11 protein-coding genes are annotated in these 13797 nt (G+C 72.7%); 9 read left to right on the top strand and 2 right to left on the bottom strand.

Going from position 1 to position 13797, the window contains the following annotated elements; genetic code table 11:
- Positions 1-128: 128 nt before the first annotated feature.
- From JIX55_RS31790 to sucD, 8 genes are all read left to right on the top strand, one after another.
- Complete coding sequence (locus tag JIX55_RS31790; protein ID WP_257569544.1) at positions 129-2798, top strand: DUF5682 family protein; 2670 nt, start codon at positions 129-131, stop codon at positions 2796-2798.
- On the top strand, positions 2795-2962 hold the full coding sequence (locus tag JIX55_RS31795; RefSeq protein WP_257566661.1) for a hypothetical protein: 168 nt from the start codon (positions 2795-2797) through the stop codon (positions 2960-2962). Before JIX55_RS31790 ends, JIX55_RS31795 begins: the two co-directional genes overlap by 4 nt.
- Positions 2959-4155 (top strand): VWA domain-containing protein, encoded by a 1197-nt coding sequence (locus tag JIX55_RS31800; RefSeq protein ID WP_257566662.1) that lies wholly within the window; start codon positions 2959-2961, stop codon positions 4153-4155. Before JIX55_RS31795 ends, JIX55_RS31800 begins: the two co-directional genes overlap by 4 nt.
- Before the next feature lie 222 nt (positions 4156-4377).
- Complete coding sequence (locus JIX55_RS31805) at positions 4378-5676, top strand: hypothetical protein (RefSeq protein WP_257566663.1); 1299 nt, start codon at positions 4378-4380, stop codon at positions 5674-5676.
- Between the two features lie 264 nt (positions 5677-5940).
- Positions 5941-6387 (top strand): hypothetical protein, encoded by a 447-nt coding sequence (locus tag JIX55_RS31810; protein WP_257566664.1) that lies wholly within the window; start codon positions 5941-5943, stop codon positions 6385-6387.
- Complete coding sequence (locus tag JIX55_RS31815; protein ID WP_257566665.1) at positions 6384-6581, top strand: hypothetical protein; 198 nt, start codon at positions 6384-6386, stop codon at positions 6579-6581. The genes JIX55_RS31810 and JIX55_RS31815 overlap by 4 nt, the downstream gene beginning before the upstream one ends.
- A 441-nt stretch (positions 6582-7022) precedes the next feature.
- Positions 7023-8201 (top strand): ADP-forming succinate--CoA ligase subunit beta, encoded by a 1179-nt coding sequence (sucC, locus tag JIX55_RS31820; protein WP_257566666.1) that lies wholly within the window; start codon positions 7023-7025, stop codon positions 8199-8201.
- Positions 8202-8222: 21 nt separating this feature from the next.
- Positions 8223-9107: a succinate--CoA ligase subunit alpha gene (sucD, locus tag JIX55_RS31825; protein ID WP_257566667.1), complete on the top strand. Its 885-nt coding sequence runs from the start codon at positions 8223-8225 to the stop codon at positions 9105-9107.
- A 388-nt stretch (positions 9108-9495) separates the two neighbouring features.
- On the opposite strand, the gene JIX55_RS31830 is transcribed toward sucD, so the two are convergent.
- Positions 9496-10410, bottom strand: a complete 915-nt coding sequence (locus JIX55_RS31830) for an RNA polymerase sigma factor (RefSeq protein WP_257566668.1) — start codon at positions 10408-10410, stop codon at positions 9496-9498.
- A 126-nt stretch (positions 10411-10536) separates the two neighbouring features.
- Between JIX55_RS31830 and JIX55_RS50965 the strand changes: the two genes are divergently transcribed.
- Positions 10537-12621 (top strand): cell division protein PerM, encoded by a 2085-nt coding sequence (locus JIX55_RS50965; RefSeq protein ID WP_306820048.1) that lies wholly within the window; start codon positions 10537-10539, stop codon positions 12619-12621.
- Here the strand turns inward: JIX55_RS50965 and JIX55_RS31840 are convergent.
- A complete protein-coding gene (locus JIX55_RS31840) occupies positions 12618-13403 on the bottom strand; it encodes a hypothetical protein (protein WP_257566669.1) in 786 nt (261 codons plus the stop codon). The two genes, JIX55_RS50965 and JIX55_RS31840, sit on opposite strands and share 4 nt — an antisense overlap.
- Positions 13404-13797 lie beyond the last annotated feature (394 nt).

Genomic DNA, 13797 nt, shown 5'->3' on the forward strand with positions numbered 1-13797 from the left:
CGGAGGCGCAGGCCGGGGCGGAGGCGCAGGCCTGCGTGGAGACGCATGGCGGCGTGGAGACGCGCGCGGGCGTGGAACACGCGGACGTCGAGGTGCTCGCCGGGGTGCGGCCGCCCGGTGGTGGGCCGTTGCTGCTCGGTGTGCGGCACCACGGGCCGGGGTCGGCGCGGGCGGTGCGGGCCGCGCTGGAGGCGGCCCGGCCCCGGGTCGTGCTGATCGAGGGACCACCGGAGGCGGACGCGCTCATCCCGCTCGCCGCCGACGAGGACATGCGGCCCCCGGTCGCCCTCCTCGCCCACGCGGTCGACGAGCCCGGCCGCTCCTCCTTCTGGCCCCTCGCCGAGTTCTCCCCGGAGTGGGTGGCCATCCGTTGGGCCCTGGCCCACGGCGTCCCGGCCCGCTTCATCGACCTGCCGGCCACGCACTCGCTGGCATGGGGCAGGGAGGAGGCCGGCGCCGCCGAGCCGAACGGGCGGACCTCACGGCCACGCGGGGCGACTGAGGGACCGGAGCAGGGCGAAGGGTCGACCGCGGCTGAGACGTCGGCTGATGGTGCCGTCTCGGCTGAGGAGTCGGGCGAGGCTGCGGCCTCGGCTGAAAGGGCGGCCACGGACGCGGCGGTGACCTCGGACGCGGCGGCGGCCTCGGACGCGGCGGTGACCTCGGACGCGGCGGCGGCCACGGACGCGGCGGTGACCTCGGACGCGGCGGCGGCCTTGGCCGAAAAGACGGCCCCGGGCGAGACGGCCGCCGAGCGAGACGCCCTGGCCGCGGAGGCGGGCGAGGCGTCGGCCTCGGCTGAGACTTCGGTGGGAGAGGCGGTTCGCGTCGACCCCCTGGCCGCGCTTGCCGAAGCCGCCGGATATGACGATGCCGAGCGGTGGTGGGAGGACGTGGTCGAGCATCGGGGGGCCGGTGGGGACGTCTTCGCGCCGTTCGTTGTGCTGGAGGAGGCGATGGGCGCGCTGCGGGAGGTGTTCGGGACCGGGGGGCGCGATCGGGATCCGGTACGCGAGGCGTATATGAGGTTGCAACTACGGGCCGCACAGAAGGAGTTCGGCAACGGCGAGGTGGCCGTCGTGTGCGGGGCCTGGCATGTGCCCGCGCTGCGGGAGAAGCGGACCGTGGCCGCCGATCGGGCGCTGCTGAAGGGGCTGCCCAAGGTCAAGGCCGACATGACCTGGGTGCCGTGGACGCACCGGAGGCTGGCCCGGACCAGCGGTTACGGAGCGGGGATCGACTCGCCGGGCTGGTACGGGCACCTGTTCGGCGCACCCGACCGTCCCGTGGAGCGGTGGCTGACCAAGGTGGCGGGGCTGCTGCGCGAGGAGGACCGGATCGTCTCCTCCGCGCATGTCATCGAGGCGGTCCGACTGGCGGAGACGCTGGCCGCGATGCGCGGCCGCCCGCTGCCGGGGCTCACGGAGACCACCGACGCCGTACGGGCGGTGATGTGCGACGGCTCGGACGTGCCACTGTCGCTGATACATGACCGGCTGGTGGTCGGCGACGTACTGGGGGAGGTGCCCGAGTCGGCGCCGGCGGTGCCGTTGCAGCGGGACCTCGCCCGGCTCCAGCGGCGGTTGCGGCTCAAGCCGGAGGCACTGGAGCGGGAGCTGGAACTCGACCTGCGGAAGGAGAACGACGCGGAGCGCAGCCGGCTGCTGCACCGGCTGCGGCTGCTCGGCGTCGAGTGGGGCGAGCCGACGACCTCGCGCGGCAGCACGGGCACGTTCCGGGAGACCTGGCGGCTGCGCTGGGAGCCGGAGCTGTCGGTGCGGGTCGCCGAGGCCGGCGTGTGGGGGACCACCGTGCTCTCCGCGACGACCGCGAAGGCCGAGGCGGACGCCGTCGCGGCCCGTTCGCTCGCCGACATCACCGGGCTCGCCGAGCGCTGCCTGCTCGCCGAACTCCCCGACGCCCTGCCCGTGGTGATGAGGGTGCTCGCCGACCGCGCCGCCCTCGACGCCGACGTCGGCCACCTGGCCCAGGCCCTCCCGGCCCTCGTCCGCTCCCTCCGCTACGGCGACGTCCGCGCCACCGACACCAGGGCGCTGGCCGAGGTCGCCGCCGGGCTCGCCGAGCGCGTCTTCGTCGGGCTCCCGCCCGCGTGCGCCGCGCTCGACGCGGAGGCGGCACAGGAGATGCGCCGCCACGTGGACGCGGTGCACGGCGCGGTGGGGCTGCTGGGTGACGCCGTCACGGGGGAGCGCACGGCACGGAGCGGTGACATACGGGCCCGCTGGCACTCGGTGCTCCGCGTCCTCTCCGGGCGGGACACCGTCCCGGGCATCATCCGGGGCCGGGCCGTACGACTTCTGCTGGACGACGGGGAGTTGGCACAGGACGAGGTAGCACGGCTCATGGGGCTCGTGCTGTCGCCCGGTACGGCGCCGGCCGACGCGGCGGCGTGGATCGAGGGGTTCGTCGGCGGCGGCTCCGGCGGCGGGATGCTGCTGGTGCACGACGAGCGGCTGCTCGGCCTGGTGGACGCCTGGCTGACCGGGGTGCCCGGGGACGCGTTCACGGACGTACTGCCGTTGCTGCGGCGCACGTTCTCGGCGTACGAGCCGGGGGTGCGTCGGACGCTCGGCGAGCTGGTGCGGCGCGGGCCGGGGCAACGGGAGAGCGCGACGGCCGGCGGGACCGGCATGCCGGGCTTCGCGGCCGACCTCGACCACGACCGTGCGGACGCGGTCCTGCCGGTGGTGCGGCTGCTGCTCGGCCTGGACGGCGACCGGGGGAGCGCCGGCCAGAAGAACTCCGACGACAACGACCTTGTGGGGGTGGCGGGATGACGACCGACGGACTGAGCAGGCAGAGGAAGGCCACCGAAGCGGTGGACGCCCGGGACGGGTACGGGAGCGAGCGCGGGCACGGTTTCCGGTCCGGCGGCGCCCCGACCACGACCGTACCGGTGATCCCGCTCTGGGCCCGGCCTCGTACGGGGGCGCGCGGATGACGACCGGGGCGGCAGCAGCGGCGACAGTAACGACCGGGCTGGATCCGGACGCGGCCGACGAGCGGTTGCGCCGCTGGCGGCTCGTGCTCGGCGGTGAGTCGGCGGACGGCACGGGTCGCGCGCTGGGCGGGCGGGACGCGGCGATGGACCAGGCGTTGACCGCGCTGTACGGGAAGGGGGACAAGTCGCAGGCGGGGCGGGACCGTTCGGCGGGGCTCGGGGCGTCGGCGCCGTCGGTGGCGCGGTGGCTCGGGGACATCCGGACGTACTTCCCCTCGTCCGTCGTACAGGTCATGCAACGGGACGCCATCGACCGGCTCGGACTGTCCGCGCTGTTGCTGGAGCCGGAGATGCTGGAGGCGGTGGAGGCGGACGTCCACCTCGTCGGCACCCTGCTCTCGCTCAACAAGGCCATGCCGGAGACGACGAAGGAGACCGCGCGGGCCGTCGTACGCAAGGTCGTCGAGGATCTGGAGAAGCGGCTCGCCACCCGCACCCGGGCCACCCTCACCGGTGCCCTCGACCGCAGTGCCCGCGTCAACCGGCCGCGTCACCACGACATCGACTGGAACCGCACGATCGCGGCCAATCTCAAGAACTACCTGCCGGAGTACCGGACGGTGGTGCCCGAGCGGCTCATCGGGTACGGGCGGGCCTCCCAGTCGGTGAAGAAGGAGGTCGTCCTGTGCATCGACCAGTCGGGGTCGATGGCGGCGTCCGTCGTCTACGCGTCCGTCTTCGGGGCGGTGCTGGCGTCCATGCGGTCCATCAGCACCCGGCTCGTCGTCTTCGACACAGCTGTCGTCGACCTCACGGACCAGCTCGACGACCCGGTCGACGTCCTCTTCGGTACCCAGCTCGGCGGCGGCACGGACATCAACAGGGCGCTCGCGTACTGCCAGTCGCAGATCACCCGGCCCGCGGAAACCGTGGTCGTGCTGATCAGCGACCTCTATGAGGGCGGCATACGCGACGAGATGCTGAAGCGGGTGGCGGCGATGAAGGCGTCGGGGGTGCAGTTCGTGACGCTGCTGGCGCTCTCCGACGAAGGGGCGCCGGCGTACGACCGCGAGCACGCGGCGGCCCTCGCGGCCCTCGGCGCACCGGCGTTCGCCTGCACGCCCGACCTCTTCCCGGAGGTGATGGCGGCCGCCATCGAGAAGCGGCCGTTGCCGATACCGGACGGTGCGTGAGGGGCGTCGGGGAGCGCGCCTGAGGGTGCGGATGGGCGGTAGCGGTAGGTGACGGGGGTTCGGGCTGAGGCGGTGGTCCTGGGCGTGGCGGGAGTCGGTAACCGGACAAGGGGGGTTGAAAAGCGGACATGACAACGCGTCGGTGACACGGGGCTTGCGTGACGACGGGAGTCCCGTGCGAGGATCGGCCACGCTTCACACCTTCACACGGGTGTTCGCATCGTGCGCATCTTCGCCCCGTACTTCGTCATTCCGCCGCACGGGAGGGTCCTCCCCGTTTTGACTTCAGCAGCCGCACTCCCGGGTGCCGGTGCAGCCCTGCGCGTGGTGCGCGGAGTCGCCGGGCGCCGTCTGGTGCAGGTGGCGCTGTTGGTGGGTGGGCTGTTCGTGCTGGGGGTTCTCTGCGGGGAGCGGGCGAACGCGGCGGAGGGGGCGCCGACTTCGCGGCCCTTCTCGGCTGCCGTCACCGATGTCACCGGGACGGTCGGCCACGCGGTGCCTTCGGTCGGCGAGCATGTCGTCGAGCCGGTTGCGGAGCATGCGGTTGAGCCGGCGACCGAGCAGGTCGTGCGGCCGGTCATCGAGGACGTCGTAGGGCCGGTCATCGAGGACGTCGTAGGGTCGGTCACCGAGCCGGTGTTGCGGCCGGTCACCAATGATGTCGTGCAGCCGGTCACTGAGCAGGTTGTTCGGCCGGTCATCGAGGACGTCGTAGGGCCGGTCACCGAGCCGGTGTTGCGGCCGGTCACCAATGATGTCGTGCAGCCGGTCACTGAGCAGGTTGTTCGGCCGGTCATCGAGGACGTCGTAGGGCCGGTCACCGAGCCGGTGTTGCGGCCGGTCACCAATGATGTCGTGCAGCCGGTCACTGAGCAGGTTGTTCGGCCGGTCATCGAGGACGTCGTACGGCCGGTCACCGAGCCGGTGTTGCGGCCGGTGACCGAGCATGTCGTGGGGCCGGTCGGTGATCTCGTGGGGTCGGTGACCGAGGGGCTGGCGGAGGTGCCGACGCAGTTTCCGCCGGTGAGCGGGATGCCGTCGCTGCCCGGGGTTCCGGGGCTTCCGGAGTTGCCGGGACTGCCCGGGTGGACCACGTTGCCGGTCGAAACGCTGCCCGTCGACGTGACGCCGCAGGAGCCGGGTCGGACCGAGACGGAGACGCCGGGCTCGACCGGTGACGGTGACAGAGACGGTGAGCGGGCTGCCGGGTCGGCCTCCGTCGTGTACGGGCCGCATGCCGCAGACGGCGCCACGGTGGTCGTGTCGGCACCTCACCGGGCTGCCGGTGCCGGGGACTCGCCCGTCGTGCGGGTGCCCGCGCAGCAGAACCCCGACGGTCTTCCGACGGGCACCCTCGGCCGCCACTCCGCGGTCGACAACGGCGGGCCGCGGCACGCCGAGCCGCATGCCGTCGCTTCTCTCGACCGGGCGCCGCTGAGCCTCGTGCCCGGCGCCACCGCGGCCGACGCCGCGGACGGGACCCGGGACCGGCACCGGGACATCCCCGAGTTCCCCGGCTAGCGCCGGCCTTCTTCCCCCGCCAGACCTGTCGCGCGGGGGCGGAACCGGTCTGCCCGCCGTCCGGGCGCCCCTCCCTCTCGTGGAGACCCGGACGACAGCCCCTCGGAGCCGGAACCGCGACCTCGTCGGAATGACGAGGCGGTAGCGCCGGGCCGCACAGCCGCTGGTCCCCAACTCCCGGACCACCAAAGGAAGCGGCGTCACCGGTCGCGGTTCGCCCCCCGGCTCCCCACGACTCGGATTCCCGAAGGAACTGACGCACGCATGAACAAGAACATCCGCCGCTCCATCGTGATAGCTGCCGGTGTCACCGGCGCGTGGGCGCTCGGCTCCACCGTCGCCAGCGCTGACGAACTGCCCGCGTCGGGGGTCACCGTCCCCGACGTGAGCGTCGACACGGCCGACACCACCGACACGGTCAGGGACGCCGTGGGCTCGGTCACCGACACGGTCGACGAGACCACCTCCGGCATCACCGGCGCCGTCCCCCGCGCCACCTCGACCGGGGATACCTCGACCGGCGCCATTTCAAGACCGCCGACCATGTCCACCGAGGCGACCGGCCAGGCCCACCGCTATGTGGACGCCAAGGTCCCGCAGAGCGTGGACGCGGTCACGGACAAGGCCGGCGACAGGGCGGGGACCACCACCGCCACCGTCCAGGCCGACATCGAGGCCGCGGCCGGTGCGGGCGGCCGGCGTACGGCGTGACCGGGGACGTGGCGCCCTTCGCGTACGGCGCCGTCGGCGAGGTCGCCCCCGTGGCGGAGCGGGTCGGTCCGTTCGCCCGGGGCCTCACCGGCACCGTCGGCGGGGCCGCCGGTCCGTCGGCCGGCAACGCGGTCACCGGGGGCGAGAGGGTCGCCGACTCGGTCACTCCCGGCTACGCCCCGCGGGGCCTCTGACCCCGCAGGGGCGGACGCAGTCAGCCAATCCTCCGTCGGCTGAAACCCGGACGGCCGAAAGCCGTCGGTCGTCCGGGTGGAGGCCGGGGGGTGGTGGCGGGTGGTCTCCGATGGGGAGGAGATCACCCGTCGAGGGGCCTTTCGGAGTCACTGAAGGGCCTCGGAGGGGCCTCACCGGACGTACCCCCGTTCGGTGAGGTCCCGCACATACGGCACGCAGTGCCAGTGAACTCGGCATCATGTGACAGGTATCACCGCTCAGGTGTGACCCGCGATTTAGGGGGCTCCCGGAAGCAGCGATAACCTGCGAGACGGACATGCCGCGCGCTCGGACACCGTGTGCGCCTCCCTTGTGACTGACAGACGGCGGACGTCACGTTGCCCTCGCGGCACGCCCACGCAGACAACGAACCGCGAGATCACTGATAGGGACGGAAGCGCGTGGACCTGTTCGAGTACCAGGCGAGGGACCTCTTCGCCAAGCACGATGTACCGGTGCTGGCCGGTGAAGTCATCGACACGCCTGAGGCGGCCCGCGCAGCCACTGAGCGTCTCGGTGGCAAGTCCGTCGTCAAGGCCCAGGTGAAGGTCGGTGGCCGCGGCAAGGCCGGCGGCGTGAAGCTGGCGGCGACCCCGGACGAGGCCGTCGCCCGCGCGACGGACATCCTCGGGATGGACATCAAGGGCCACACGGTCAACAAGGTGATGATCGCCGAGACCGCTCCGGAGATCATCGAGGAGTACTACGTCTCGTACCTCCTCGACCGCACCAACCGCACCTTCCTCTCCATCGCGTCCGTCGAGGGCGGCATGGAGATCGAGGAGGTGGCGGCCACCCGCCCCGAGGCCGTCGCCAAGACGCCGATCGACGCCAACGAGGGTGTGACCCCCGAGAAGGCCCGCGAGATCGTCGAGGCCGCGAAGTTCCCGGCCGAGGTCGCCGACAAGATCGTCAACGTCCTCGTCACCCTGTGGAAGACCTTCATCGAGGAGGACGCCCTCCTCGTCGAGGTCAACCCGCTGGCGAAGGTCGCCTCCGGCGACGTCATCGCCCTCGACGGCAAGGTCTCCCTGGACGAGAACGCGGACTTCCGCCACCCCGACCACGAGGAGCTCGTCGACCACGCGGCCGCCAACCCCCTCGAGGCCGCGGCCAAGGAGAAGAACCTCAACTACGTCAAGCTCGACGGTGAGGTCGGCATCATCGGCAACGGCGCGGGTCTCGTCATGAGCACCCTGGACGTCGTCGCGTACGCCGGTGAGGCGCACGGTGGCGTCAAGCCCGCCAACTTCCTCGACATCGGCGGTGGCGCCTCCGCCGCCGTCATGGCGAACGGCCTGGAGATCATCCTCGGCGACCCGGACGTCAAGTCCGTGTTCGTCAACGTCTTCGGTGGCATCACCGCCTGTGACGAGGTCGCCAACGGCATCGTGCAGGCGCTGCAGCTGCTCGCGGACAAGGGCGAGGAAGTCACCAAGCCCCTCGTCGTCCGCCTCGACGGCAACAACGCCGAGCTGGGTCGCAAGATCCTCTCCGACGCCAACCACCCGCTGGTCCAGCGCGTGGACACCATGGACGGCGCGGCCGACAAGGCCGCCGAGCTCGCGGCTGCGAAGTAAGGGACGAGGGACAGAACAGCCATGGCTATCTTCCTCAACAAGGACTCCAAGGTCATCGTCCAGGGCATGACCGGTGCCACGGGCATGAAGCACACCAAGCTCATGCTGGCCGACGGCTCGAACATCGTCGGTGGCGTGAACCCCCGTAAGGCGGGCACGACCGTCGACGTCGACGGCACCGAGATCCCGGTCTTCGGCACCGTCGCCGAGGCGATCGAGAAGACGGGCGCCAACGTATCCGTCCTCTTCGTACCGCCGGCCTTCGCCAAGGCCGCCGTCGTCGAGGCCATCGACGCCGAGATCCCGCTCGCGGTCGTCATCACCGAGGGCATCGCGGTCCACGACTCCGCCGCGTTCTACGCGTACGCCGTGTCGCAGGGCAACAAGACGCGGATCATCGGCCCGAACTGCCCGGGTCTGATCACCCCCGGTCAGTCGAACGCCGGCATCATCCCCGGTGACATCACCAAGCCGGGCCGCATCGGTCTGGTCTCGAAGTCCGGCACGCTGACGTACCAGATGATGTACGAGCTCCGTGACATCGGCTTCTCCTCGGCCGTCGGCATCGGTGGCGACCCCGTCATCGGTACGACGCACATCGACGCGCTCGCCGCGTTCGAGGCCGACCCCGACACCGACCTCATCGTGATGATCGGTGAGATCGGTGGCGACGCGGAGGAGCGGGCCGCCGACTTCATCAAGGCGAACGTGAAGAAGCCGGTCGTCGGTTACGTCGCGGGCTTCACCGCGCCCGAGGGCAAGACCATGGGCCACGCCGGCGCCATCGTCTCCGGGTCCTCCGGTACGGCCGCCGCGAAGAAGGAGGCCCTTGAGGCCGCCGGCGTCAAGGTCGGCAAGACGCCGACCGAGACGGCGAAGCTCGCGCGCGAGATCCTCGGCGGCTGATCTTCCGCTCGGCTGAGCCTTTCGCGGGCCCGTACTCCCTTGGGTTGGGGGTGCGGGCCCGCCGGCGTTTCCGGGTGGCTCGGTTTTACGGCCTCCGCCGCTGCCGGGCGGGGGTGCGTTTCGCTCACCGTCGCTCGCCGCGTGCCGCTGCGCCCACCCGTGCCGCCCCAGCGGCACGATGCCCGCAGCTACGTACGGCTATGAGGGTGCCCAGCGGCACGGTTGCCCGCAGCTACGTACGGGCCATGAGGGTGCCCAGCGGCACGGTTGCCCGCAGCTACGTACGGGCCATGAGAGTGCCCAGCGGCACGACTGCCCGCAGCTACGTACGGCCATGAGGGTGCCCGGCGGCACGATTGCCCGCAGGTAGTACTGCGGAGCCGACGGCTCAGTGGGCTTCCGGGTGTACGCGTTCCGGGCCCGCCGCTGCCGCCGATCTGAGTTTGGCTCGGAGTTTCTGCTGGGGCTGGGAGAGGGGGCCGGGGGCTGCTCTTGGGGGGACGCCTCGGACTGGGGTGCCTTGGGGGACGGGGGGTTCGTAGTGGTCGGGGGCGGTGCGGACGGAGAGGGCGGTGGTGGTGAGGAGGAAGATGGTGAAGACGAGGGCGGTGTGGGTCCAGCGGCGGGCGCGGAGGTCGGCTCGGGCGCGGAGCACGATGGGCTCGGTGGGGCCGGGGTCGATGTCGGCGGGCAGCTCGGCCAGGAGGCGGGGGAGGTCGTCGGGCGGGACCTGTTCCTGTAGGCGCGCGGTGACGGTCGCGCGGGCGTAGAGCAGTCGGCCCGCCGCGGCCGGCGTGCTCGCCTCCGTCTCGGCGGCCGTGTCGGGCAGATCGAGGCCGACGCCGTCGTAGAGGAGCAGCGTGCGGCGGTACGGGGGTGGTAGTTCGAGGAGCGCGCTCAGCAGGGCGCGGTCGGTGGGGTCGGCCGGCTGCGGCTCTCGGCGCCAGGGGCGCAGGCAGTGCCAGGGGGAGAGGGCGTACTCGTGGGCCGCCGCCCGCACCCAGCCCGCCGGATCGCGGTCGACAGCCACCTCCGGCCAGCGCTGCCAGGCGAGCTGGAAGGCCCGCTCCACCGCCTCGCGGGCCAGCCTGTGCCGGCCGGTGAGCAGATAGGTCTGCTGTACGAGGGTCGGCGCGCAGTACGCGTAGAGCGCGTCGAAGGCCTGGCCGGGTGTCAGGGGCGGCGGAGCCAGGTCGGGATCGTCGGCGTCGTCCGCGCAGAGGGGCTGCTGGTACCACTCGGCCTCCCCGCTCGGGACGGAGGGGACGGACGGGACGGACGGCTTGCCGGCGGTCTCCGTCACCGGATCGTCTCCCGCCGTACCCACCCTCTCCGGACCGACCCTCGTACGAAAAAGCACATAAGCACATATTGGGCGACACGTGCGCGAATCCCTCGTTACGCCGGTAAAGCGCGTGTCGTTGGGAGCATGGCCGACGTGACGCACGCGACCGACTCGAACGACCCGACCGCGGGGCCGGACCACCCCACCGACCACAGCCGGTCGGCCGCCCCCACGGCACCTACGGCGCCCATGAGGCCCTTGGCGCCGATGTCATCCCCGTCCACGACATTTTCCTCGTCCTCCTCGTCGCCGCTGGCGTTGCTGGCGTCGCTGTACGAGCGGTCGCGCGGCCGGTCGTCCCACCTGGCCGCCGGGATGCTGGGCGGAGTCCTCGCGGCGGGGCTCGGACTCGGGGTGTTCGCCGCGCTCGTGACCCTGCTGTGGATCAGTTCGCCGTACCCGGACAGCGGGCCCGGCGGGGCGCTGCGTGTGGCGGCGGCGCTGTGGCTGCTCTCCCACGGAGTGGAGCTCGTCCGCACCGACACACTCACCGGCGCCCCCGCCCCGGTGGGCCTCGTCCCCCTCCTCCTGCTCGCCCTGCCGGTGGTCCTGCTGCACCGTTCGGCCCGCGACCACGCGGACGACGGCTTCGGTGCGAGCGCCCGTACGACATGGGCCGGTCTCGTCACCGGATACGCGGTCGTCGGCGCGGCGGTCACGCTGTATGCCTCGGGGGGCGTGCTGCGGCCGTCGTGGTTGTGGGCCGCGCTGTGCGTACCGCTGCTGGCGGCGCTCGCGGCGGGCACGGGGGTGTGGGCGGCGCACGGGCGCCCCCAGCTGCCCCTGCCCGCGCTCCTCGGGGGCGCCCCCGAGACGGAGGGCCGACGACACCTCGCGGCCGCCGCCGGACGGGCTGCCGGGGCGGGCGTGCTCGTGCTGGCCGGCGGTGGCGCCCTGCTGGTGGCCGTGTCCCTGGCCTGGCACGGCGGCGTGGCCCGCGACACCTTCCTCCAGCTCACCGAGGGGTGGTCCGGGCGTTTCGCCGTACTGCTGCTCTGCCTCGCCCTCGTCCCGAACGCGGCGCTCTGGGCGGCGGCCTACGCCCTCGGCCCCGGCTTCGTCCTGGGCGCCGGACACATCACCGGACCGCTGCACGCGACCGCCCCGGCCGCTCTCCTGCCCCCGTTCCCCCTGCTCGCGGCCGTCCCGGAGGGTGGGGGCACGCCGGGGTACTGGGTGGTGGGCGCGGTGCCGCTCGCCGCGGGCATGACGGTCGGGTGGTTCACCGCGGCCCGGGCCACCGCCGACCGAACGGCCCCCTGGTCCGCATCCCGGACCATCGCGGCGACCCTCCTCGCCGCCCTCATGTCCGCCGTCGCCGTCGCCCTCCTCGCCCTTCTCGCCGGCGGCTCCCTCGGCGTCGCCACCCTGGCCGACTTCGGACCCGTGTGGTGGCAGGCGGGCGGCGCGGCCGGTGCCTGGGTGGGGGCGGCGGGGATGCCGGTGGCCTTGGTGGCGCGGTGGTGGCGGGTGCTGGTGCTGGTGCGGGCGCGAAAGGCCGCAACCGGACAGGAGAAGAGGTCGGGGGCGGCCGCGGTGCTCCGGCGTGCGTCGGGGGCGAACGCGGGCGTGCGGGTCCCGGGCGACCTGCGGGCGGCAGGTGCTGAGGCCGCGCCGGGGCAGTCCGGCAGGCAGCACGTGGCGGCGGACGGAGCGTCGGGGGGACCTCCGGCTACCGATCAGCCACCGCGGCCGTCCTCTTGGCCGCACCGTCAGCCCCCTGCGAAGAGATCACGTCGACTGCCGGCATGGCTCTCCAGGGGGAAGCGGCCTCCGGCCGAACTCCCGTCCCCGGGCGGCCCCACGGTCACACCGAGCCCGAACTCCAACCCGAGCGCAAGCCTCACGGACGGCCTCGAATCGTACGACGCCCTCGACCCGTACGCCCTCGACCCGTACGCCTTCGAGTCCGCACCCGTGCCACCGCCCGTCCGGGACCTGGACTCCCGCACGGCCCGCCGGCCGACGCTGCGGCGCGAGGTGTCCTCGACGGGACTGCCCTCGACGGGACTGCCCTCGACGGGACTGCCCTCAACGGGACTGTCCTCGACGGGACGGAACGCGTACGAGCGCGCCCCTGACGCAGCCCCTCACTCCGATTCCGGCCTCCGCCCCAACGCCACCTCCGACCCCGAACCCGACGCGAGCCCGGGGGAAGCCGACGACTAGCGCGCGCCCAGCAGCTCCCGTACAGGGCCCTCCGGCAGGAGCTCCTTGCAGGACTTCTCCGAGGCGGTGGTGAGGGAGTCGTTGACGCAGGTGTAGTAGTCCCGGTAGACGAACTGGGCCGTGAAGGTGACGGCGACGATGGCGAGGGCGATCGTGGAGGTCACCAGGCCGCTGATGGCCGCGGTCCGCTGGGGCCGGCCGCTCGGCTCCAGGGGCGCCGGCTGCGCCGCGTCCTGGGTGCGGGGCTTGGCGCGCAGGGCGCTGACGGCCCAGTACACGGCGAGGGAGCCGAGCAGCAGGGCGACGTACGGCCAGGCGAAGAGGGCGAAGAAGAAGGCCCACATGCCGCAGAGCAGGGAGTACCGCGCGCGGCGCTGGACGGGGTCCGCCGGGTCCCAGCGCAGCCCGCTGCCCGGACCGCCCTCGGGGCCCTGACCGGGACCACCCGGTCCGCCCTGGCCACCGGGACGCTCACCGAAGGGCCCACCGGAGCGGCCGGGCTGCCGGTCGCTCCACTGACTGCCCCACGGCGAGTGACCACCACCGCGACCCGCTCCGTCCTCGGAACCCTGGCCGCCCGCGGGCCGGCGTGGCTGCCACGGCCGGTCGGGAGCGCCCTCGGGCGGTGGTGCGAACGGATTGTCGTCCGAAGGACCTGAGCCCTGGCCCCGCCCGGGCTGCCCGGACTGCTCGGGGGTGTCCTCGCTCTCACGCGGAGGCGTGGGAGAGGAACTCCGCTCGCGCAGCAGGAGCGAAGGAAGGCGGAGGCTGCGGTCCGGCATCAGGAGTGCGTCTTCCCCTTGGTGAATACAGCGGTGAAATCGGTGGGTACAGCGGTGAGTCTGGTGGTGCGCTCGGCGGTGAGCCTGGTGGCGCGCTCGGCAGTGAACTGGGTGGTGATGCGGCAGTGAACTCGTCGGTGAAATCTACTGGTACGGCGTGAGCTGTCACTTCGTGAACGCCCCACACATCGACCGCGTTCCCGAGCCCGCTCCTTGCAGACGCTACCTTCCGGCCACGCCCCCGTCCCACGGGGGCCGTCCGGTGTGCCGGTATCGTTGCTGACGGTCGGCCGCTTCGTAGACTTCCCCGTATCGGGGGACGTGAAGCATTCGTATGAATGCACAAGCGCATATTCGGCAGACCCGACGTTCCCCGCAGAACCCGTAGAAAGGG

The organism is Streptomyces sp. DSM 40750 (assembly GCF_024612035.1).
Classification (GTDB): Bacteria; Actinomycetota; Actinomycetes; order Streptomycetales; family Streptomycetaceae; genus Streptomyces.